At 61.4% G+C, this 21,754-nt stretch carries 16 protein-coding genes; 9 read left to right on the forward strand and 7 right to left on the reverse strand.

All coding sequences use genetic code 11. The annotated features are described in order from the left end of the window. The first annotated feature begins 525 nt into the window (after nt 1-525). On the forward strand, nt 526-915 hold the full coding sequence (locus IVB24_RS12200) for a hypothetical protein (RefSeq protein WP_247774293.1): 390 nt from the start codon (nt 526-528) through the stop codon (nt 913-915). Nucleotides 916-2,015: 1,100 nt separating this feature from the next. Here the strand turns inward: IVB24_RS12200 and IVB24_RS12205 are convergent. Further along, on the reverse strand, nt 2,016-2,336 hold the full coding sequence (locus tag IVB24_RS12205; protein ID WP_247773005.1) for a hypothetical protein: 321 nt from the start codon (nt 2,334-2,336) through the stop codon (nt 2,016-2,018). 840 nt (nt 2,337-3,176) lie between these two features. On the opposite strand from IVB24_RS12205, the gene IVB24_RS12210 reads away from it, so the two are divergent. Then, the gene (locus tag IVB24_RS12210) at nt 3,177-3,470 is read left to right on the forward strand and encodes an H-NS histone family protein (RefSeq protein ID WP_346771378.1); all 294 of its coding nucleotides are present in this window, start codon (nt 3,177-3,179) and stop codon (nt 3,468-3,470) included. Between the two features lie 3,618 nt (nt 3,471-7,088). Here IVB24_RS12210 and IVB24_RS12215 read toward each other — a convergent pair. The 5 genes from IVB24_RS12215 to IVB24_RS12235 all read right to left on the reverse strand — a co-directional run bounded on the left by IVB24_RS12215 (nt 7,089) and on the right by IVB24_RS12235 (nt 11,803). Next, a complete protein-coding gene (locus IVB24_RS12215; RefSeq protein WP_247773007.1) occupies nt 7,089-7,706 on the reverse strand; it encodes a hypothetical protein in 618 nt (205 codons plus the stop codon). A 25-nt stretch (nt 7,707-7,731) separates the two neighbouring features. Beyond that, entirely contained in the window at nt 7,732-8,361 is a 630-nt protein-coding gene (locus IVB24_RS12220) for a hypothetical protein (RefSeq protein WP_247773008.1), read from the reverse strand. Next, nucleotides 8,358-9,401: a TAXI family TRAP transporter solute-binding subunit gene (locus tag IVB24_RS12225; RefSeq protein ID WP_247773009.1), complete on the reverse strand. Its 1,044-nt coding sequence runs from the start codon at nt 9,399-9,401 to the stop codon at nt 8,358-8,360. Before IVB24_RS12225 ends, IVB24_RS12220 begins: the two co-directional genes overlap by 4 nt. Before the next feature lie 63 nt (nt 9,402-9,464). Then, nucleotides 9,465-11,081, reverse strand: coding sequence for a hypothetical protein (locus tag IVB24_RS12230; RefSeq protein ID WP_247773010.1), 1,617 nt, complete (start codon nt 11,079-11,081; stop codon nt 9,465-9,467). Nucleotides 11,082-11,533: 452 nt separating this feature from the next. Further along, nucleotides 11,534-11,803 carry a hypothetical protein gene (locus IVB24_RS12235; RefSeq protein WP_247773011.1) on the reverse strand — a complete coding sequence of 90 codons (270 nt, stop codon included), beginning with the start codon at nt 11,801-11,803 and terminating at the stop codon, nt 11,534-11,536. Nucleotides 11,804-12,617: 814 nt separating this feature from the next. Between IVB24_RS12235 and IVB24_RS12240 the strand changes: the two genes are divergently transcribed. From IVB24_RS12240 to IVB24_RS12265, 6 genes are all read left to right on the forward strand, one after another. Next, on the forward strand, nt 12,618-13,259 hold the full coding sequence (locus IVB24_RS12240) for a DUF3102 domain-containing protein (protein ID WP_247773012.1): 642 nt from the start codon (nt 12,618-12,620) through the stop codon (nt 13,257-13,259). Between the two features lie 292 nt (nt 13,260-13,551). Then, a complete protein-coding gene (locus IVB24_RS12245) occupies nt 13,552-13,710 on the forward strand; it encodes a hypothetical protein (RefSeq protein ID WP_247773013.1) in 159 nt (52 codons plus the stop codon). Nucleotides 13,711-13,969: 259 nt separating this feature from the next. Next, nucleotides 13,970-14,908, forward strand: coding sequence for a hypothetical protein (locus IVB24_RS12250; protein ID WP_247773014.1), 939 nt, complete (start codon nt 13,970-13,972; stop codon nt 14,906-14,908). Between the two features lie 215 nt (nt 14,909-15,123). Further along, nucleotides 15,124-15,519, forward strand: coding sequence for a hypothetical protein (locus IVB24_RS12255; RefSeq protein ID WP_247773015.1), 396 nt, complete (start codon nt 15,124-15,126; stop codon nt 15,517-15,519). After that, nucleotides 15,516-17,108, forward strand: a complete 1,593-nt coding sequence (locus tag IVB24_RS12260; RefSeq protein ID WP_247773016.1) for an AAA family ATPase — start codon at nt 15,516-15,518, stop codon at nt 17,106-17,108. Before IVB24_RS12255 ends, IVB24_RS12260 begins: the two co-directional genes overlap by 4 nt. 309 nt (nt 17,109-17,417) lie before the next feature. Beyond that, the gene (locus IVB24_RS12265; RefSeq protein ID WP_247773017.1) at nt 17,418-18,440 is read left to right on the forward strand and encodes a plasmid recombination protein; all 1,023 of its coding nucleotides are present in this window, start codon (nt 17,418-17,420) and stop codon (nt 18,438-18,440) included. Between the two features lie 1,402 nt (nt 18,441-19,842). On the opposite strand, the gene IVB24_RS12270 is transcribed toward IVB24_RS12265, so the two are convergent. After that, the gene (locus tag IVB24_RS12270) at nt 19,843-20,943 is read right to left on the reverse strand and encodes a helix-turn-helix transcriptional regulator (RefSeq protein ID WP_247773018.1); all 1,101 of its coding nucleotides are present in this window, start codon (nt 20,941-20,943) and stop codon (nt 19,843-19,845) included. 305 nt (nt 20,944-21,248) lie between these two features. Between IVB24_RS12270 and IVB24_RS12275 the strand changes: the two genes are divergently transcribed. After that, nucleotides 21,249-21,731: a hypothetical protein gene (locus IVB24_RS12275; RefSeq protein ID WP_247773019.1), complete on the forward strand. Its 483-nt coding sequence runs from the start codon at nt 21,249-21,251 to the stop codon at nt 21,729-21,731. Nucleotides 21,732-21,754: the final 23 nt, after the last annotated feature.

The raw sequence follows: 21,754 nt of genomic DNA on the forward strand, positions 1-21,754 counted from the left end.
TGAGTTCGTTCAATCGTTGAATAAAATCAATTCCGCGAAAGCTTCGCATAAATGTCCTCCCCAGGCACAGAAGGCACAATCAACGACAAGCAAAAACAATATCATGCAAAAAGGAAACAAGATACTAAGAGGGGTGTCGCCTTGCGATATGTCAACGTTGCTGGCCCAAGCAAGGCCAGTCGCTTAAGGTTGCTACGGTACATTGATAGCAGGGTGAGCAGCCCGCCGCAGCCTTGCCCAGACCAGTATATGCGCTTTATGCGGCATCGCACGCCAGGCCGCTCGGATGTAATATCATAGGTGACACCGCACCTCTCGCGCGCCTTTTGACTAGATTAGGCGCTGTCCGTCCTCCTCATCGGGCACACGGCCTCTCAGGTCCAGCAACAGCGAAGGTCGACCGGGGTTCAAGGTCGTCTTGTTCCGCCCGCACCGCTCTATTCACATGGCACGTTCAGAGGGGGGCCTCCCAGCGCTCTGACTCCAGGTCGAGCCACGAGCCATGTCCAGAAGCAACCAACTCCGATGCGCATCATCGCGTCGATCTGGAAGCTCATGCGAGGAGCCCAAGGGAGCCGGTTCATTACTCACGTACTGCGCGGTTCGACGATCTGGCCGGTTTCCGCTGTCTCACGAATGCGGGGCGCGATGTTGACGCCGCCGCCTTGCGGCTATGTGCGCTTGCTCGAAACGACTCTAACCGAGGTTGAACGGCAATACATCGAGAGGCGTCTGGCCGAAGAACGATCAGCCACGGAGCTTCTGTCGACCTCGTCGGTCGAATTGGCCGTTGATGCAAAAGATGCCGATCCGGCGGGCATCCGTCCACCGAATTCCAACGACCAGCCTTGCCCGTCCGGCATCCCATGCGTCATGGCCCCGCCCTGGAGGATGCACGGCGATCTGCTGCGGTGAATGCGGAGCATCGAACTCACATCACGATGACTGAACAGAAAGCGAAGTTCTTCAATCTTACCATTGCCGCGTCGGTTTAAATTCACTTGTAAGGATGAGGTGCTGGGTGCGTCAGATTTGCTGTGCAGTATGGGCAGAATATCGCTTGCGGCCGTCACCGATCGCATTGTTTGGCTCGCACCCAGGCTTATCTCACTATCGGGTTGCGAGGGATCGAGGGACACGCCTTAGGAAGTGGCAGCGCTCCCGGGCATCAGGCACAACTCCAGACACTTGAGTGAGGTAAGTGTCCAAGCCGGGAGCACCCGGCCCGGCGACTTTTTCCTTCAAGCCATTTTTTCTGAGGCATGTGATGTCGCGTACGCGTCAGATTTATACTTGTGCTGTTCTGAGCGAACGGCTGCAAGTGCTTGTGGCGGGGCTTAGAGAGGTGGAGAAGCTTCGAAGTAAGCTCCGAAGCAGAAGCGAGAACAATGGGTCGAAGACGGCGTACCGGAGCTGACGGCAGAGCGAGAGCCGTTTAGACTGGAGATCCGACGGGGTCGAAAGCGTGACCTTCGTCGGCTCGCTGGCGCGATTTTGCGCACGGGGTGCCCGCGATCCTCGTAGCTGGGGAAGGCCAACGCCATCATCGCGCGGAGTAGCGACCTGGGTAAGCATGTTCCTGCGACGTGCCGGCAACCGTCAGGCTGGCGTGGCTCACGACTTCGAACTAACTCGGCGACGAGACCGAGCGTTTACCCAGGATCGCGCGCTCGCCCAAGATCTTCATTCGATGCACGACGGAACACCGCAACAAGTCGATTGCCGTCCCAAAGCTCAACGTCGTGCTCGCCATGCATCTGCTCGGCTCGACGTCTCGCCGCTTGCTCGTCAATGCAATCGAGCTTTGCAGCGCAGATCACCCGTCGACCGCTGCCCACCACGAACACTTTGTACCGCACGATGGCAGTCCCAAACACACGGGAGGACTGCATCATAATCGAATGTTGGCCCGAGGCAGTATCAGATGGAGCGCAGACGCGCGGAACATAATAAGTGTTGCAGTATCAGCGCGCGAGGAGCTCACCGAGACCTTTAGGTTACGTGCCAGCATGCCTTCATTGGCGTAATCTCACCGCGTGCCGAAGTGCGCGGCCCGCGCTTAAGATCGAGAAGCTCCCCAGCATCATCAGCGCCACACCAAGCCAAGTTAACGTCCGGCTGCGCGCCTCGCCGAGCACCTGTTCATCGCGCGCGCTCATCGGCATAGCTGGAGATAAGTCGGCTCGCGCGGCAGAGGAAGGCTTCTCCGCGTCGACTTGGGGCGGCACGGATTGCTCGGGCGTAAGTTGGCTGTTGGGAACACCCGCGACGGATGCAGCCGGAATCAAGATTGGCGCGCCCGCATCGAAAACAGAAGCAACATCAGCCACCTTCACTTCGCGTGCCGGCGGCGTCGCTTGAGGCTCGCCAGCCGCCGCAGAGCTTGATAACTCCGCGCGCGCATCGCTTACAGGGCTCCGCCTTTGCCGCATGGTCTCGTCCTCGTAGGGCCTGACGGTGCGGTTGGCAATGCGACGCTGACCTGGTTCTCGCGCCGTCGCGACCCCCTCGGCCAAGAACCAGCATTTGCTGCGGCCTTCCCGCCGATAAACCCAGCGCTGGCCGGCGCCGGGCGGGTTGCCGGGCTGTGCCGAGCATTCCGGTCGCGCCGAAGAGCTTGGCTCGCGAGGAGCGGGATTGAACAAGTCAGTAAATGGGCTGGAGAGCGCAGGTGTCGCCGCAAGCCCTCCAAGAAGAACCAAACTGGCGAAATAACATTTGCAAATGACCGGACATCGAAAACTCCCGGTGATCGCCCCCACCCGAGACTTCGCGGCAACATGGGCCCCGATACGACTTAAATCTGGCAGCGCAATGAATTAAATGTGTCGCTGGTCAGTCGAATTAATACGCCAGCCCAGCGCGCCGGGTTGCAGGGCGGCCATGCGCCCAGTTAAGCGGGCAAAGGGCGGCTGACTGGCGGCAAGTCTCTCGATCCTTGTTGCCATCTCGGCGGGCGCTACCTCCTCCTGGCAGAACGCCCCGCCACGATATTACCGCCCTCATGCCATTCTCCCCGCCACCTACACGTTTAAATGTGGACTGTGCGATCTCATTGGTCTGGCGGTTTGCCAGCTTCTTCATCCCGGACTTTTGTGCTGAGTCTTTCGCCTTTAACCTCGGATCTAGCCATGGACGCTGCGCATTTCAATTCGCTCTCCCTTGATGAGCTCTGGATGCTTCGCCAGCAGGTCACTGCCAGCCTTACTCAGAAAATCTTGGTGCAAAAGGCACATTTGGAGGAACGACTTCACAGGATTGGACTAGCCGGAAAGACCGCACGGTTCGATCGTAAACGCCGTCCATACCCGCCCGTTCGTCCTAAATACCGCAACCCCAAGAACCCAGCGGAGACATGGTCCGGTCGCGGTAGGCTGCCGCGGTGGCTGCAGCCGCAGCTCCGAGCCGGTCGGAAGTTGGACGATTTCCTCATCGGGCGGGCTTCGGTTCAAAAGCGCCAGGCGAATTGAACGGCGATTGCGGCATTGTGGAATGAGAATGCCGACGACGGCAGTGACCCCATCCTGCGGCTGGGAGTATTACTTCACAGCATCTTCGAGATCCGGCCTACAACCCTGCTTGGAGCGATTGGCCAGATCTTTCATGTCGCGGCAAAGCTCTAGGAGAGCTGGCGGCGTTAAAAGAGGACGCGGGTAGAACTTCTGCGGAATTTCTTGCCAACGTCGCGGGCTCCGTGGGTGGCCTTGGGGCCGCAGTTTCTACTGGGCGAGCGGATCGCTCGCATCAGACGGCGCACCCAAATTGTTTACTCGCCGGTTTCAACCGATGCCGATATGATTTGAATTGGCGAGTTCTCAAAGAGCTCGTTCCGGTTAGGGCGGCCGCATCGGATCTGCTTGGGCTGTCTCAAGACCGGGCCCGGCGCAGTGGTATGGTGTGACGGAAGCACCGCATGCTCAGGGGACTGGGCTCGCTACCCACTCGTGCGCGTGGTGCTAATCTCGGCAGGATCGGCTGCCTCTAGCTGCATCTAGTGGGCGGCTTCAACCGAATGGGTATCCGCCAATTACCCAGTCGAGAAAGCGCGTGAGTCGGCGATGATCGTGTCTTGCAGCAGCAGAAACCGAGTTGCTTCGTCGTAGTTAATGCGAGTTTGGCGAAGAAGATCGTCAGATGCCCCGTGCCAGCGTCTATTAATTGCGGCCATGGTCGCAAGCTCATTTCTGGTGGTCGTCGGGCAAGAAGACATTGCTAATGCCGCGTCCGGGAGCGCAGGCACCGGGACGGGCGCGAGTAACGCCAGCGCTGGCCCGTCGGCACCCTCCGGAATGGGGACGGGTGCGGGTAACGCTGGTTCGTCAGCAACCCCAGGAATGGGGGCGAAAGATACGGCCACCGGCGGAAATTCAGGCATCAACGCCGCGCCGAGCAATCCGAACGTTCAGCGCGACACGCCGGCGAGGTCGCGGGCGGCAGCCCAGGCTGCACGAAATGCAGGGGCTGGCCACGCGCAAGATGGCCTGCCGATCGGCGCCATCGGGAGCGGCACGAGCAAGGAGGATCAAATGGCCATTGGTCTCGCGTCATCCCGAAACAGATCCGGGTCGGCAACGCAGCCCAAGGAAACACCAACGTTGGTTCAGAAGGTCTGTCGGGGAGAGGCACGAGCCTTTCGGACCAGATCAGCCTGCCCCAGGCTGCAGGAGCTGGAGACAAGGTGCTAGACGCTAACGCGCAGGTCGCGCCGCAGACGACCGTCTCCCCCAGGCGCGTTCCGGGTCGGGCAAGATTAGGCTTTTAGGGTAGGCAAGCCCCTTTGGCGGTGCTTACGAGATGCAAGCAGGGCGCGAGACGAAAGCTTGGCTGTCATTAGGCGCGGGGGTTGATTCTTCGGTATCGAAGCATGACCCTGCCAGAACTGACTTAAAGGCTTTGGACCGCCGTCTGACGTTGATCAATTGAGGAGTCGGTATTGGGAGTGGAGGACAAAGGCAAAGTTCAGCGCTTATTAACGGTTGGCGAATGCGTCTGATCCGGGTTCTGTGGGGCGATCCAGCGACGTGTGCGCAAGTAACACACCGTCAATGGCCTGGCGCTACGATAGACTCTATCGGGGATTAGTGACGAGTACCGCGATACGCATGGCCATTGATAATCCATCGGCTCCCAGGCCGGCGCGTTTTTCTTTGTCTAGTGTGGCGCAACCAACGCTACGATGCTTGAAGCGACCACGCACGCAGCTGCCAAAGAGCAGAGAGCGATCACGATCGGTTTGGGCAGGGTGGCTTCCGGACCACAGCTGCCTCTGGTCTCACTGGCGTAGGAGCTTAGATCTCATGCCCAGCAGCATTGTGTAGGCAAGTCGGCGCCAAACCAGGTTCATCAAGATTAGCATGGTGGCATCCCCGGTGTCCGATTCACTCAACCTACAACATTGCCTGTTTCCGGACGACTTCGCCGATGGCGTTAATTGGTTTCGTGCACCGCCCGGTGGCCGTTCCAGCCGCCGCAACGCTAACGGTCTGGCCTCGCCAGGCGGCCTTTTCCGCTGGCCGGCTGCCGACGATCAAGCACCAGTCCGCACAGGTGCTCTTTTCTCAAGCCAGGAGTCGAGTGCTGCCCAAGAATTCGTCTTGCAATTGTGTCCATCTATCGTCGTAATGCTGTGATTGCCCAGATATTTTCAGTTCAGTTGTGTTGAGGTCGTGATGAGTATTTCCGATCGAACTTTCGATACCGCTGTTGCTCTGCACCAACGGATCGTATTTCTCGAAAGTCAAATTGCTGAATTAGGTGTCCTGCGAAACCGATTGGCGCAAGCTCAGTTGCGCCGTTCGCGTTCAAGGTCCAGTCGTTCAGCCTCCAATAAACTAGGTCGGCGCCGTAGGTGTAGGTAACTTTCCGCGCAACAACCCCATGTTGCCATCCGCCCCTCGTGGCCCCAAGCTATGGGCAATCGTGAGTCGGGGGGATTCATGGAACGGAAGCGGTTTGAGAGCATGTCGCTTGATGAGCTGTGGCGACTCCATACGGTCGTCAATGACATTCTCGCCGCTAGACTCGTGGCCAAAAAGGAAGAGCTAGAACGACGGTTGGGATTGCTCAATCGGGAAGATAAGCGCCCTAATTAGCAAGTTCGCCCGGATTGTCGGGGCAGCCACCATTCACCCTGAAAGTCTCTGCTGCGCCGAGCGTGCGGAACGTCGCGGCGCCGGTCGCAGGAGCTGGCTTTACGGCAATCCTGCCACCTTCACCTCGTGGGTCCGGCGCTAAGATCCGCAAATGAATCGGCAGCCGGGACCATCGGTGGCTGTAAAACACAGTGGCTGCGGATTAACGCGCGTGAAGTCGGGCCGCACGTCGGTTCCGCGATTTCCACACCCTGACGGACAAACCGTCGCTCGATATCAGACAGCCGCACGTCATCGCTTCCCCAGTCAACGTCCACAGCAGCGTGCTGCCGCTGAGGCAAGAGACCAGCCCGCCGCGAAACCCCTGTCGCACATTTCGCCGGACGTGATTTTCAGCGGCCGACCGTTTGCATGCGTTGGCGTGTGGCGTTTGCTCATGTGTGGATGGCAGGCCCGCTCTGGGAGCTTGATGACTAAGTCTCAGCCTGGTGTATAATTTTGCCTAGGCGGAGCTTGATTCGTCATGCTGGAAGCCATTCTCCTAATGCTGGGAATTGGGGCCGCAGCTCTTCTGCTGATCGCCTTCTGGGGACTTCATCACCACGTATGACTGCCTCGGGGGGGCCTGGCGTCTCGAGGGCCGCCCGTCACGCAGCGGGCTTGCTGCACGCGACTGTGATGACTGTTGAGAAGCACGTGTGAAGTAGTTCACAAGCGGCAGGTATCCCTGAGCGTAGCGTGCGCGCTTCCACTGGAGGGAAGCGCAATGAAGTGGAACGTGGCAACCTATCGAATGCTCGCGCTGGCCGCCGCTGTTCTAGTGGCGGCTGTACTACCACGGCCATCGGTACTCCTCGTGGAGTCCATGAACCAATCTTGGGATCCGATTGGCATTGCAGCCGGACCATGCTGCTCGTGACCACGTGCGCGCACTGAAGCAGCGATCGGTCGCACTGAACAAGTTCCGTTCGTTGATGATTCGATCGTGAGCGAAGCTCAAGGTTTGACGTAGCTCCAGCCCTGCTCTTGCAGCTCCATGACGCGGACGACGCCGGAGGCAACAACCGTCGCCTGCGGAATCAGCTGGATGTCCCTATTTTCCGACTTGCGCATATTCTCCTGGGTGTTGCCGCAGGCTCTGAAGGAAATTTCGGGATGGCTCATGGCGAGTACCTCGATGCGAGGCTTCACTGGGGACGTGTCATCGCGCAACATGTGAAGGCCGGGGCCGAAGGTGACAATCTCGATCGACACAGGCTCACCACGCTCGCCGTAGTATTGCGCGACGTTGCTTGCATTGTTGAGCACCAGGTTCATTATTGCAGGTTCATTGGAATTTACCTGCAGGATCAGCCGATGCGACTTCTTGGCGATCTCGGTTTTTGTCGCTTGGGCCAGCATTGGCTCAGACCGACCCGTCCGGTGACTTGTTTGGTGCTGCCTCTGCTTGCTTGCCGATGTCGGTCTGCTCAGACGTTCCTGATCGTTCGCTACGCTTCCCGTCGGTTGGGAGATCACATGGTTGTCCGATTCGGCCTGAACGTTTGACCCGACCAAGAGTGTCACCGCGAGGCCGCTGATGATAGCCATCGCTGCCGACTTCAGATTGCTCATCTCGCCTCTCCCCGCTTCATGACCATTACCCGCCTGGTCTGGCGCCGCTATGTGGCCATTTGCATGCAGTCGCCAATTTTTCACGAACGTTCTTCAATCCATCGAGCCGGAAATGTCCCTCATGTACCGCGCCGGTGCGAGGCGAAAGACGCACAACAATGTCACCGCCGTCGGGCAAGGCCTTCAGCAATTGAATGGCATCGCCCCCGACAGAGACGCCGGATCCGAACGACGGCGTGGCGGCCGCGAGTTGAACTGGCGGATCGGCGTTGAGGCGATAAGTAAGCGTATATGCGTTGGGGCTGCGTAAGAGCGTCGGTCCCGCGACCGTGATTTCCGTGCGCCCCTTCCGGCAGTGGATCGAGAGTTGCATCGCGGCGCCCCCTGCGCCGCCGACAGTAGAGGTGGTAGCTTCGATGATCGGCGAATAGTCGATTGGCGATGTGGTTTCGCTGACAAGCCAACTATTGGCCGGCGCCGGCATGTCAGGCGGTGGAATTTTATGTGAGGGATCTTGCAGACAATCTGGCTGCCTTGATCCCTCCATCGCCGAACAAGCTCGAGCTGTTCCCATGGGATTGTTGGTACTTTGCGCGTGCGCGATTTGGCAGGCCACACCGAAGGCTATGACCAGCCGAGCAGCAGCGTTCCTCATGGCGGCGCCTGTGCTCTGCGCACATTGCGATCTAGCCATTCCTGCGCCGCTGGGAAGCGAGTGAGTCCCGGGACGGTTGCTGCCAGATTGATTGACCCCCACTTCGTGTCGAAGCCCGGAGCCTGAAGGCGATCAATGCGCGAGAACAGATACTCGACAAGACGCGCCACGCGTTGATAGCGGTTCGAGCGTGTCGGCCAATTGAACGCAACTAGCGCTGTGGAGACTGCGATTGTCGAAACCCGCTCGCCCTGTTTGATCAGATTGGGATACTCGCTTGCCTCCAAGGTCGCGGGCAGATAATAGTCCTCAAACTTTCTGTCATAACTTACTGGGAGAAACTTGAAGCCCGTCTCCCAGCGACCGCGCACAAAGGCATCAACAGGCTTCGATGTTATGAACACGACGGCCGACATTTCGCCTTTGCGCATCTGTTCCAAGGCAACCTGATGCGGAATGAACGTTTTGTCGACCTCGATGCCGAGCCGGCTGAAGATTAGCGGTCCTGAATAGGCCGCTGCCGTGCCCAAGGTGTTGAAGTTCACTTTCTTTCCGGCAAGATCTTGGAGAGATGTGATCTCAGGTCGCACAAAGATGTGCAGCTCGGACGGGAAGAGATTGAGCAGGTAGGTGATACGGCTTCGGACTTGAGGCGCCTGGATTTTGTACTCTTCAAACGCATCGGAGTTGATGATCGCGGTATCGACGCCCCGTAAATAGAGCAGCGCATTCAGATTGTCCGTGGCACCGCGCGTGACGATTGGCAGAAGATGGAGATCTGCTCCGTCGTCAACGACGCGGGCCATTTCCGCGGCGAGGCGGATCGGTGCGCCCTCAAGCAGGCCCCCGGCGAGCCCGACGGTCCAGGCATTGATGCGGTCTTTCTCGTTCTCCTGCGGGAGCGACCTTCGAACCTTCGGGGCAGCAGCTTTGTCGCTCTTCGCGGTTTGGGCCTCCAGGCAGGCCGTCTGCAGCATCATCGCGAACGGAAGCAATCCGGCGAGCAGGAGCAACGAGATTGACTTTGGCAGCTTGTTCATGTCGATCCCTCTCAACTCAGCTAGCGGAGCCTGCCGTCCCGCAGGACTTCATACAATTGCCTGTCAGCGAAGCAGAGCATCAAGCCGTTCCTTGGCGCCGAGAATGCCGCCCTTTTGGGCCTTGGCATACAGCTCGCGCGCCCTTGCCACCTCGCCGCGCGTTCCGTAGGTACCCCAGGCGGATAGCACCGCTGGATCGTAGGTCTCGGCGAGCATGAAACTAGCCTTTGCAATGTCCTTCTGAGCCGCGAGCTCAAGAACAATCCGCGCTGCCCCTATATCTCCCTGATCGAGCAAGGCCCTGGCCCGCGGGATCAATCGGGCCTCCGTCTCGTTTGCGGCTGCTGGCCTCTCCACCGCCATCGCGCTTCCGTTCTGCGACTTGGGCAAAGCAGAATCCACTTCGGGTGGCTCGGCCGGAATATGCATATCGGCGAGGCTCGATCCCGGGGCACGGTCTCCTGTCCGAGCTTCCGTCCTACTCGGCTCCCGTCCCAGCGACTGCCGCAAATCGGCAATCTCTCGGTCCGCTGCCTGTTTCTGTTGTGCAGCAGCCTCGCGCATCTGCACGCTCCGGGTTTCCATCTCACGATGCGCTTCCGCAAGTTCCGACGTCAGCGCCGCCGCATGCGCTTGGGCATCTTCGAGTGCACGACCTTGTTGTTCGGCATTGGCCATTGCGGCCTGGCTAGCTTTGGCCTTCGCGATGAGGTCGGCGTTCTTCCGCCGCTCATCCTGCAAAGCTTCCCGCAGTCCCGCGATCTCCCGGACTGTCGCTTCGCTTTGCTCCAACGCCGCGCCTTTCGGCGCGAGCGGCTCGCGGGATATTCCGGCGAGTTCGCTCGCGAGTGCCGCTGCGCGCGATTGGGCATCGTGATACTCTTGCGCAGCGGCTGCGGTCGCTGCCTGCGCGGCGTTCACCTGTCGCTCGAGTAAGGCGCTCCTGTGCTGCTCCTGGAGGAGGGACTGCTGGAGTCCTGCCACCTCTTGAGCCGCCGCTTCCCTCTGCTGCTCGACGATATCGGCGGCTTTGCGGGATTGTTCGTCACGTTTTTCGCTTTGGCGGCGGGTTCCGGCAAGTTCGTTCACCAGCGCGTCCCTTCGCCCTAGCTCCTGTTGAAGCGACTGCCGCAGTTGCTCCGTGGCCGCTTCCGCCGCTTGCGCGCGCTGCTTCGCGACGCCCAGCTCCTTGCGCGCCTCGGCTAGCTCACCGCCGAGGGCTTCACTGCGTGGAGTGTCTTCGATTAGCCGCCGTCGCCCTATGCCTTGCTCCGCCGCCAACATCGAGTCCCTGGTCGTTTCCTGCTGAAGTGCCGTCTGAGAGTCGGTCTTGATTTCCGCGTATCGATCGAGGCTAAGGATACTACCGACATCGATGTGGACCGCGTCCTCACCTACCCGCGAATTGAATGGATCGAACGAGCCGAGCAGGGCTGCTCCGATGAAAATTATCGGAACCAGGAATACAGCGGCTGCGACTGAACTGCCGGGTTCATTCTCTGGATCGCCATCCTCGGTTTCTGGATACGAATGGATCGGCGCAATGTCGGTTGGAGTGCCGTGCTTCCAGGCCCATTTCCCCACATCGGACGACCATCGGGCGGCCTCAACAGCCCCCGCCGTAATTTCAACCGAGATGTCTTCACCGTCTCTCGGCGCAGTATCGATTGGACGGCGCATATATGACGCCTCTCGTAAGATCACTGACCAGTCAAATTAAATAATTAAATAAGCGCAATTATATAAATTTAACCTAACGCTGAGTCAAATTAATCTTTCCGCGAGAAGGTGGTCTGTGGTTGCAGACTTCGATAACGAGAGCGCGTTCATGACGACGACGTTCCATGAGCACAGAAGATCAAGGTAACGCGGTCACGTCCCTACAAAAAGAAAGAGTAGGCGTTCGTGGGCAGAAGAACGGCGGTAGTCCGGCGGTTCGTCGGATCCGGGCGCTTCGACGGGCTCGAGACGGCCCGCGTGATGGCACGTTTCTACGCCGTGGCGCGCTTGCTGGTGACCTTCTTCCAGCCCTCGTTCAAGCTCAAAGAGAAGCGCCGCGAGGATGCCAAGATCAAACGCTATCATCCGCCTCACACCATACGAACGTGCACTGAGGGCACCCGAAACCCCCATCAGCGGTCAAGCGCCGTCTGCGCCAGACGTATCGGACTCTCGATCCCATACAATTGCTTGCCACCGTCCGTAGGGCGCAGGAAAAGCTCGGCGAACGGATTGGCAAGCGCGTTCTTGCGAAGGTTCTCACCGTATCCCCGGCGGATCCGCTCTCGTTCGCCCGGTCGCTCGGCATGGCGGCAAAAACCGCCGAAGTGCGGGCAACGCATCGCCGGCCGAAACGGCGATACAAAAAGCGCATTCAACTGCCCACCAGGCTCGATCCCCATCTCGCGACCATCGAGACGGGCTTGCCGTTGAACCGCAGCTCACTGCACGGGCCATTGCGGGCAGGCTCACCACGATCGATCCTTCGATGTTCAGACCAGCGGCATTCGATCGTTTAGCGCCTGCTTCGGTCCCTCCGGCGGAAGGTGGCGGAGACAGCCCTCGTATCCATGCCCGTCGTTGAAATACAGCCCGAGGCTGCGGGCGGCGCTACGTGTGACGAGCGCTCCGCCCCGCCGAGCCTCTCCACCGAGCTGGCCGCGGCTCGAGGCCGGTCTGGGCAGTTCGTAGACCTTCATCCCGGGTAACATTACTTCCTTAGGCAGTACGGGGGCAAATTTGGGCCCCGGTTGACAGTCGGGATGCCGCGGGTGTCGGATCGAAGGCCTGTCCGACCTCATCGTCGAGCCGCGATCAGCGGCCTCATTCGTGCGCAGGACCATTCCTGCCCGATTGAGGACTAAAGCGGGTTGTCGGACCCGGCCCAGGACGCGGCCACCGATGTCAACGCGGCCCTGCCAACCCCTGTGGCGAGTGTGGCGGTCTTGGCCCGACTCGGCGCCAACTGAGCGAGCAATTGTCGCGCCTCGAATGCGCCTGCGCGGCCGGTTCGTTGGATCGTCAACGCCCACGTCGCGCTGTCGGCCCAGGAGCCGGTGCCGATGATTGGGCAAATACGAAAACGTTTTCGTTTTTGACTTTTCCGGATGCTGCGAGTGTGCCAAGTTGCCATCATATTGATATTGTTGGTATTTTTCTTGAGTTTCTTTACATGATGCGCTATCGTGTGCGGGAGGTTTTGTTGGGGTACTCGCCATGACGACCAGAGGATCGTTCGACTATAGCCGCGTTCCGGGCCTGGAGGCTGAGCTGCGTGCGCTTGCCGACGCCGTCGGTGAGGGGACGAAGCAACAGACGCAGGCCGGGGTCGCTACGGGCCATACGTTGCTTTTGGCGAAGTCGATGCTGGACCACGGGACGTTTCTGGACTGGTGCAATCGGGAGACGCCGTACAGCCCGGCGATGGCGCAGAACTACATGCGGTTGGCGAAACTCTTTCACGACTTGGACGGGGAGAGCCGTGACAATCTCTGCCTCCTGCCATTGACCGGAGCATTCCAACTCGCTCAGCCCTGGGTGGGCGAGAACGTCGTTGCGGAAATCCTGGAGCGTGTGCGGCGGGGCGAGCGATTGACGGTCGAGATGATCAGGGCCTTCGTCGGCACGAAAGGCGAGGCCGGCGAGCCGGCGTCCGATCCTTCGCCGCAAATGGTCAATCTTATCGTGGACGCGCTCGACGCGCAGAGGAAGCGGCAGCTGTCAAAGTTCCTCGGCAGGAAGCCGGGGAAGCATGACAGGGCCTTCATGAAAGCCCTCCGGTCGGGCCTTGTCCGACACGATCACGGAAGCGATGGGCGTGGCAATTTGCTGATCGCTCACCAGCAGATCGTGGCCTAGTGCCGCAAATCTTTCAACTGACCCTGAGGCCGTTGCGCAGGTGTTCTGCCGGTCTAATACGGCCGCCAGGTCGTTTGCGAGCCATCCCAACCGCCGAACGAAGTGCAACAATTCCGGCTGAGCTTTTGAGGCCGTCGTTGGGTGGGACAGGGGCTGCGCGGCTCGGCCTTAACCATATGAATGCAGCTCGGAAGATAAGGCTGGCGTTGCGTCACGTTTTGTTCTAGGTTTGTCCCATCTTCGCCACCATCGCGACCGCGGCCTAACCACAACCGACCAGAAGGAGTCAGTTATGGCTAGCAGCCACTATATCGCCGATTCGGCGCCCCCGATCTCGTTCCCCCTGCCTTTCTTTCGCGGGTCCGCCGTGCCCGGAGAGGGCTTCATCCTGCGCTTCGCGGCAAGCAATCCGGCGGTCGGCATTCCGCTCGCCGTCACCATCGCCGGCTAAGTCGCGATCGCAAGGCTTTGCGGTCATGCGACGCTCGTCGTCAGTGGGCAAGCTGTTCGCGGATCGTCCGACGGCCGCGGCCTTTCACCGCATGACCGATGCGTGCCGGGCAGGTGGTCTGAAGAGGTGTCCCGAACAGAGCGCCGATCGACCCGGACGGGCTGCGGCCTGCGCTGATCCGCGCAGGAGCAGCGTCGGGCGTCTGCGAGCGATGACCCGAGCCTTGCGATCTCTCAACCCCAAGAACGAGAGATCCAGAATGAACATCTTCTCCAACGACACCTCTCTGCGGCTGGCCTGCAGCAACAAGGTCTATCGTCCGCTCGGCGGGATCGCCGGCGTCCGCGAGATCCGGGACGACGTCGGCCGCCTCATTGTCGCGGCGCTGCCGTTTGCGATGGTGAGAGACCTTCCTCTCGCGCGCGCCAACATGCCGGCGACCTACATCCTGGCCGATCACGCGTCGGTCTATATCGGCGAGAGCGGCGGCGTGGGCCGACGGCTGTCGGACCATGCGGCCGACCCCGGCAAGGCGTTCGCGCGGGAGGCCTATCTGATCTACGGCTACCGCCGCGACTGGTTCGACAAGACCGCGGCGATCTATCTCCAAGCGCGCCTGACCGAGCTTGCCGAGCAGGCCGGCCTTGTCGAGGTGGTCCGGGGGACCAATCCGCAGGTGCTGGAGCTGCCCGACGACGAGCGGGCCGCGCTCGAGACGTTCGTCCAGCACAGCGTGCGCCTGCTGTTCGACGCCGGCTGCCGGGCGTTTCACTCCTGCTTCGCCAGCCAGCGCCGGAGCGCCTCGGAGGCCGAGACCGCGATCGAGCCTGAGGAGGCCGGCCCGATCCACATCGACGTTCCCACCGACACGCCGCACGAGAGCGAACTCGAACTGTCCTATACCGGCCTTTGGGCGCGGGGCTATCTGGCCGAGAGCGGCTTTGTCGTGATGCCGGGCTCCGAAGTGCGCAGCATCGTGAACCCGAGCGTGAACCCGATTATCCACACCCGCCGCGCCGAGCTCGCGGCCGCCGATGCCCTCGTGGCCATCCCCGGCGTGCAGGACCGCCTGCGGCTGTGCGTGCCGGTTTGGTTTCCGTCGGCGGCCATCGCGGCCAAGGTAATCACCGGCGCCCACGTGAACAGCAGCAAGTGGATCCCGCCGCGCAACCCCCGCCCTATCCTGATCACGGACTAGGCGCAGCCGCGGCCCCGATGCTGTCGACGACGTGCCGGAGCACAAAGCTCCGGCGACGCGACAGGGACCTCGGCGGACGTCATGCCGGCGGGTCTCGCCGAGCGCGGCGCACAATCGCTCGGTCACCCTCGACGGCACGTCGGCGAACCGCATCGGCCGGCCGCGGTCGCCAGCCTTTCCATTTCCCGCAAGTCTTCCTTGAGTGCCTTCTCACCATGCTGACGCGTCTGCTTACCCATCTGGATCCCGCCCGCATCAAGCCCGATTTCCCGGCGAAACTGCGTCGCCTCGCCGAGGACTGCGAGGGTGGCGAATACCTCCTGCCGGGCCTGCACCAGCCGAAGAAGGCGCCGCCGCTGGAAGATCGGGCCCCCACCGTGACGCCGCAGGGTTTGCTGCTGATCGACTATGCCAGCGATCTTTCCGTCTTGGGCGACGGCCCCCTTCCCACCTCGCCCCTGTGCTTTGCCGATCCCGGGGATCGGTTGGTCCGCACGCTCTCGGGCTTCTATCGACTCGGCGCTTTCGTCGAAGAGAGGGCGATCCGCCGCAGGCTCCCCGCGGCCGGCGCCGTTAGGGGCGACGTGGACGGGTGGGGGGAGCAGGGATGAGCGGCGAGGACGCGACGGACGACGTTAGCGACAGCGACCTGCCGCGGGCCATCGACGATGTCGTCTCCACGGGCGCTGCCGCCGATTCCGCCGGCTGGAACACGCGACTGGAAGGCCTGCCCCGCCTCCTGCGCTATGCCATTTTGGTCGGCGACGGGGCCAGCCATGTCGAGCAGCGGCTCATCGCCGAGATCTACCAGCTCTGCCCGCGGCTCCCCCACACCGCGGCCTGGGCGGCAGCGCTCGACGTCGAGGCCGGCCTTGCGCTTGCCGCCGAACTCGACCGCCGAGCCGCTCTCGACAGCGAGCCCACGCTAAGAAGTGTTGCCGATTGCGTGCGGTTGCTATCCCTGCCGACACCGCGCGACATCAGATATTTCGAGGACCATCGTCGGGTCGGCAAGGCCCTGGTGCAGGCTTTTAATGCGATCTCCGGGCGCGCCACGGAGGCGCTCTGCTGCGATCTCGAGCGCTGTGTCTTCGGCTGGGCCGCGCTGCCGACCTGCACCGACCTGCTTCGAAAGGGACCCCGGCGGCGCGCGGCCATCTTCGGAAAGCGTATGGCGAGACACCGCGTCTCGGCCGCAGCCACGGCCACCCGGCGACAGATTCAGGACGAACGCCGAAGCAGGAAGGAGGCGAGAGTACAGGCTGCCGGACGCACCGAGCAGCCTGTCTCCGACGGGCATCAAGTCGTTCCCGCCCATCATCTGCGGGTTGCCAGCCTGAGCAGCGAGGAGATGAAGAACGCCAAGCTCAAGGACGTGATTGGTCCACTAAAGGGGGCCATCAATACCGCCCTGCCGCTGGTTGAGGTGCCGCCGTTGCATGAGGTGCGGTGCGCGCTTGTCCGCGAATTCCCCTACGCCAGGGATGTGGTCGACTTCGCACTGGCCGATTTGATCGGCCGAACTACCGTCCGCCTGCGGCCGTTAGTGCTGATCGGCGATTCGGGCGGCGGCAAGAGCCGTTTCGCCAGACGTCTTGGCGAGGCCCTCGGTCTGAACGTCTGGCGCACCGATGCCAGCCGCTCCGACGGCGCCGCGTTCGGCGGCACGGACCGCCGGTGGTACTCAGCAGAGCCTTGCCATCCCTTTCTCGCCATCGCCCAAAGCGGGATCGCCAACCCCCTCGTCCTGATCGACGAAATCGACAAGGCTCCCACGCGTTCCGATTACGGACGGTTGTGGGACTGCCTATTGGGATTTCTCGATTGCGAGACGAGTGCACGCTATCCGGATCCGGCCTTGCAGACCAATCTCAATCTGTCCGAGGTCTCCTTCGTCGCGACCGCCAACAGCCTCGACCCGTTGCCCACCCCGATCCGTGACAGGTTGCGGGTGGTGAGGTTTCCGAAACCGGGCGCACACGATCTCGACGCGCTGCTGCCGGCCATCATCACCGACATCGCCCGCGAACTCGGTCTCGATGAGAGCTGGATGCCGCGGCTCGATGGCATCGAGCGTGCGGCTGTCGCCCGGCACTGGCGTGGCGGCTCCGTGCGCCGCCTCCACCGCGTCGTGGAGGCGATCCTGCGCGAGCGCGGCCTCGGCGCGGCATTGATCATGCGCCGGCTACCAGCCCTTTGATCATCGGGCGCCGCTGTCGGTTCGGCTCCGGTGGCGCTGCGTCGGCAGTTCCTGTGCGGTCCGTCAGGTCGCGCGGACAGGTCCCTTCCGACGTCGCGACGGCCGGCTCATGGGATTCTTGCTCGGGGCCTTGATGTCTGAGGGAAGCCGACCACACGAACCAAGTTTCGAGAAGTGATTTTGCGCCAAGGACACATCTAGTGAAACCGACTAGATGTGCGATTTCCTCACCCGTAAACACATTGGCACTTCCAACTTGCCAATGCCGACTCCAAGCTGTCCTCAATGAAGATAGCACGAGAGCCGCCGATGCCCTACCAATTCTTGCACATCGAAACCTACGCCCGGATGGGAGCTCACAAGAGGCGATCCTCGGTGCGCAAACGTTCGATGCATGACATCCGGGACGAAATGCTTCGCGCCCCGCATGCCTGCCCCCACGTGGCTTTTCCGGGCGAGCCCGGCGTTCTGATCGGCTCGCCGGACCAGGCGTTTGCCATCGCAGCCGAGCGCGCCCTTGCGGCCGTGGACAAGGTGGGACGCAAGTTGCGCTGCGATTCACCCGTCACCCTGGTCGGTGTCGTCTCCTGGCCCGACCTCGTCTCGGAAGTGACGGCGGACCCGGAGAAGCAGGCCGAGTATGCCTTTTGGCGCGCCACGACGATCGCCTGGCTCCGGGACCGGTGGGGCGACGATCTGGAGAGCGTGGTCGAGCATTTGGACGAGCTTCGGCCGCACCTGCACTTCGTCGTGGTGCCCAAGCTGTGCGGCGCGGGACGTCTCCGGATGGAGAGCGTGCATCCGGGAAAGCGTGCCGCCGCCCAATGTGAGGACGCGGGCGGGACCCGGCGCGAGCAGAAGGATGCCTACATCGACGCGATGATCGACCTCCAGCACGCCTACTACGAGCAGGTCTCGGTGCTCTGCGGCCTCACGCGCCTCGGACCGCGTCGGCAGCGCCTGACGCGGAAAGAATGGATCGAGCAGCAGCGTCAGGCCGAAGCGCTGGCGGAGGCGCATGCGAAGCTGGAGACGCTGAAGACCGAGGTGCGGGCAAAGGCAGTCGATTTCGTCAATACCCGCGTCGCCGCCGTCCGGGCTGAAGCGAAGACGACGGCGGATGCAGAGGCGAAGCAGTGGCTTCAGCACATCGAGGTGGTGAAGAACGCCGCTCGGCGGCGCGTCACGGATCTCGACCGGGAAACCGCCGAGCTGAAGCGGCAGCTCTCCGTCAACAACGCGATTAACGCGGCCCAAGCGGAAGAGCTCCAGCTGCTCCGGACAATGCTCGAGGAGCACGGCATCGGGCTACATATGACGCTGCAGAGATGACATGCCGATGCTCGCGGATTGGCTCATCTATTGCGAGCGGATCGCGAGGGAAGTTGAGGTCGCGAAACGTTTTACGTGGCGAAGGCGCCCCATGCTGCCCGTGAAATTCGATGCCGCGCCGAAACGAACGTGCCACGTCTTTCCTTGGCCCACGTCCCTGGTAGGGCCTGCCCTTTTGGCAAATGTCGCTGATCGATCGAATTTCACGCGAAGCCGCGTGCGCTGGCGGTCGTGGTTCGGACCAAATTGCGAACGACGCCCGGGCGATATTATCGGCCCCAAGCCCGAGCCTTCCCTCTCTCCCGATCCAGCCCGGGCATCGGATTCGACCCGGCCGACCTCTCGGAGCCCGTCGGAGGCCGCGACCTCGCAAAGATCCTCACATCGATGCACGAAGAGGCACCCGTCGGAATCCGGTTTCAACTGCCCAACCCGGATAATAAGCTTCCTGCCGGACTTCGCCGCAAGGTCGAGTTCGCGAATGGGCTTTGATTGCGCGTTAGGTCCCAATGCGTGGTCGTGATGCCCGACAGTTTTTTCACCTTCGTGCGGATCAGGCGCCCAAGTACTTCGAATCCAACCAGTGCTTCCGCAGCGCCGTGATCTCGCGAGAGGAAGCGCTGCGCCGTACGACGGCGGCTAACTCTGGAAGGAGGTCGCGATGCGGCTGCTCGCCGACCGCTGCACCAGGCGGACCGGGCGTCACGGAAAAGATGGCTGCTGGCCGATCTTCAGGTAATCCGACGCAACTGGCTCACCGATGATCAGCGTGCATCGAGCGCCTCGTCGTCGCCTTCCGTGCGCTTTGCCCGCTCCCATGCCTTTGCAGCTACGACTCGCTCGCCCGGCCGAAGCCCGGCGCCTGATCATGGTCGGGGCCACTTTGTCCGACACGCGATCGAATTCCACATCCGCCGAGAGGGTTAGCCGTTATTTTTCTTCGCCATGCCCATTTGGGGGAGGCGCAACGAAGGGAGATTGCATATCGCCTTACGCAGCCCCCATTGCCGTAGCTTCTTTGAGTATGCGACAAAATGTCGGCTGGGCTTCAAGCAGGAAAATGACCCCAAACTCATTGGGAGACAATTTGGTGGGCTTAGACAGCTTCTCGTTCTTCGAGCTCGAAATGCAAGCGTTCGCGGAGTTGGGAATGGTGTGTTGGCTCCGGCGATGGACAAGCCATCATGCGAGGACGAGCGAGGAAACGCGTGGTGGCAAGATATCAGGCGACCAGCGCGTTGTTTCTCTTGCTCATGAATGCATCGGTGGCGGCTCGGAGCCGAAAATGAAAAGTGGCGCGCAACCTAAGGTCGCATCTCAATTGAATTACTGAAACGATGAGCCCGGTCTTTCGTTGGCGCGCGGGCCAATTTGTGGCCGTCGACGGACACAAACCAAAGCCTCACCCCAGCTGCGAAACCAGCGTGACCAGCTCCGATTGCCGATGAACGCCCGTCTTCGAGAAGATCGACTTGAGGTGATTGCGGGCCGTTTCGCGCGAGATGCGCAGGTGTTCGGCGGCGCCGGCGATTGATGAACCGGTTGCGAGCTGGGCGGTCAGTCGGGATTCTGCCGGGGTGAGATCGAAGGCCTGGCCGATCAGCGCCGGGTCCGGCGCCCGCCGCGGGATGAGGTTGGACAGGATCACCATGGCGCGCGCGCCGAGGAAGACGGAGCGCGCCGCGCCGTCCACCGGCAGGAGCCGCAACACGACCGGGGGCTTGGTCGTCCGGCGAATGAGGATCGGAGAGGCGGGGATGGCGGCAGCGTCCGGCGTCGACCGGATCAAGCTGATCAGCTGATCGAACCGCGTCATCGCCTGCTTGTCGCGGAGAACGAGACGCCGCTCCCTGATGCGGATCTCATCGTCGAAGCCGCGATCGGCCGCCTGGTTGGTACGCAGCACAATCCCTTCCCGACTGATGACGAGGGCGGGTTGGCGGACCCGGTCGAGGACATCAGTCATCGAGGTCAGCGCGGCCCGTCCAATCGCTGTCGCAAGCGTGGCGGTCTCGGTCAAGCGCGGCGCCAATTGGGCAAGCAGCTCTTTGTCGCGCGCCTCGAATGCGCCTTCGCGGCCGGTTCGCTGGAGCGTCAAGGCCCACGCCGCGCTGTCAGCCCAGAAGCCGATGCCCGCAAACCACCGGTATCCGTATGGAAACAGCACCTCGTTGTACATTGGATCGGCGCGAATTTGTTGAGCGCTCATGACATCGAAGTCGGTCACGACCTCGCCCGCCATCATGCGCGGAAAAGCCTTGGCGCGAGGGTCCCTCAAATGCCAATTGTTCCTGAAGTAGAGGTCAGTCGCTTCGGCGATTGATTCCGTGCGTGGAACGTCCGGTGTCCTGATGTCGCTCTGAAGAAGTATGGCCGCAGAGGCTCCAACGGCCTTGCAGATGTCGTCCATGATGCCACGCCAGGCCTCCGGATTTACGGCAGCTTCGCCAAGTCGATTGAGGACCTGCGAAAGCTCACTTTCGTCAATTTTGCTGGCCTTCACGAGCGGTCCCCCTCCGCTGAGCCCTCGGTCATTCGCTACAAGCCGCTGCGCATTTGCGCTGTGCCATGTAGGCCCCTCTGTTGGGGCTCGACCCCTTTCCCTGACCGCCCATGCTTCGTGAGGAGGCGGCTAGACGCAAGCCCTCCTTTGCCTGATTTTCCTGAAAATCGCGCCCGACCAAAGTCTAACAGGATAATCCTGCGGAGGCCCCGTCCCCAAGACCCGGATGACCCATTCGGGTCATGCGCCAGGCCGCACCGGGGCTATTCCATGGGACGAGGAAAGTCCTAGTCCCGGGAATCGAGATGACGCTGCTCTGTTCGAGCCAGATGGATTTCGGCATTGGTCCGCCGCGGCTGAGGTCGATCCGCGGTGAGATCTTGGTACGTCAGAGTGTCGCAGGGGGTTCGGCGGGACTGAGCGCGGATTGCACGCTGGCGCTATCAGCGGTGGTAGGTGATCTGCGCCGCGGCTTGAGCGATCTTGTCGTGTCAAGCCGGGGCGGCAAGGCGATCGCTTCATTTCATCCCATGTCGCACGGCGGTTCGGCAAAGCTTCGATCCGCCGGTTCGCTGAAATCGCGCGCGACCGCAAGCCGGAGACATGAACTTTCGCGGTTGCACCGTTCAGTCCACACCCCGCTTAAGGTTAGCCGCTGTGTTGTCTTGACGCAGTCGCACAACAGTGAAAACAAACTGCAATTATCAGAAAAGTCTTTTCGACGGTCGGAAATTGCAATTGCGAGAATCCAGGGATGCCGGGCAACGGGGCAAGGCGTCGAACAATAACAAGACCACGTCATTTCAAACTC

Origin of the sequence: Bradyrhizobium sp. 192, from assembly GCF_023100965.1 — a bacterium.
Classification (GTDB): Bacteria; Pseudomonadota; Alphaproteobacteria; order Rhizobiales; family Xanthobacteraceae; genus Bradyrhizobium; species Bradyrhizobium symbiodeficiens.

Bases quoted from the DNA above. Each gene is read 5' to 3' on its own strand.
- IVB24_RS12200 (WP_247774293.1), top strand. From the start codon at position 526: ATGCGCATCATCGCGTCGATCTGGAAGCTCATGCGAGGAGCCCAAGGG.
- IVB24_RS12210 (WP_346771378.1), top strand. From the start codon at position 3,177: ATGCTTCGCCAGCAGGTCACTGCCAGCCTTACTCAGAAAATCTTGGTG.
- IVB24_RS12215 (WP_247773007.1), bottom strand. From the start codon at position 7,706: ATGAGCAATCTGAAGTCGGCAGCGATGGCTATCATCAGCGGCCTCGCG.
- IVB24_RS12220 (WP_247773008.1), bottom strand. From the start codon at position 8,361: ATGAGGAACGCTGCTGCTCGGCTGGTCATAGCCTTCGGTGTGGCCTGC.
- IVB24_RS12225 (WP_247773009.1), bottom strand. From the start codon at position 9,401: ATGAACAAGCTGCCAAAGTCAATCTCGTTGCTCCTGCTCGCCGGATTG.
- IVB24_RS12230 (WP_247773010.1), bottom strand. From the start codon at position 11,081: ATGCGCCGTCCAATCGATACTGCGCCGAGAGACGGTGAAGACATCTCG.
- IVB24_RS12235 (WP_247773011.1), bottom strand. From the start codon at position 11,803: ATGGGGATCGAGCCTGGTGGGCAGTTGAATGCGCTTTTTGTATCGCCG.
- IVB24_RS12240 (WP_247773012.1), top strand. From the start codon at position 12,618: ATGACGACCAGAGGATCGTTCGACTATAGCCGCGTTCCGGGCCTGGAG.
- IVB24_RS12245 (WP_247773013.1), top strand. From the start codon at position 13,552: ATGGCTAGCAGCCACTATATCGCCGATTCGGCGCCCCCGATCTCGTTC.
- IVB24_RS12250 (WP_247773014.1), top strand. From the start codon at position 13,970: ATGAACATCTTCTCCAACGACACCTCTCTGCGGCTGGCCTGCAGCAAC.
- IVB24_RS12255 (WP_247773015.1), top strand. From the start codon at position 15,124: ATGCTGACGCGTCTGCTTACCCATCTGGATCCCGCCCGCATCAAGCCC.
- IVB24_RS12260 (WP_247773016.1), top strand. From the start codon at position 15,516: ATGAGCGGCGAGGACGCGACGGACGACGTTAGCGACAGCGACCTGCCG.
- IVB24_RS12265 (WP_247773017.1), top strand. From the start codon at position 17,418: ATGCCCTACCAATTCTTGCACATCGAAACCTACGCCCGGATGGGAGCT.
- IVB24_RS12275 (WP_247773019.1), top strand. From the start codon at position 21,249: ATGACGCTGCTCTGTTCGAGCCAGATGGATTTCGGCATTGGTCCGCCG.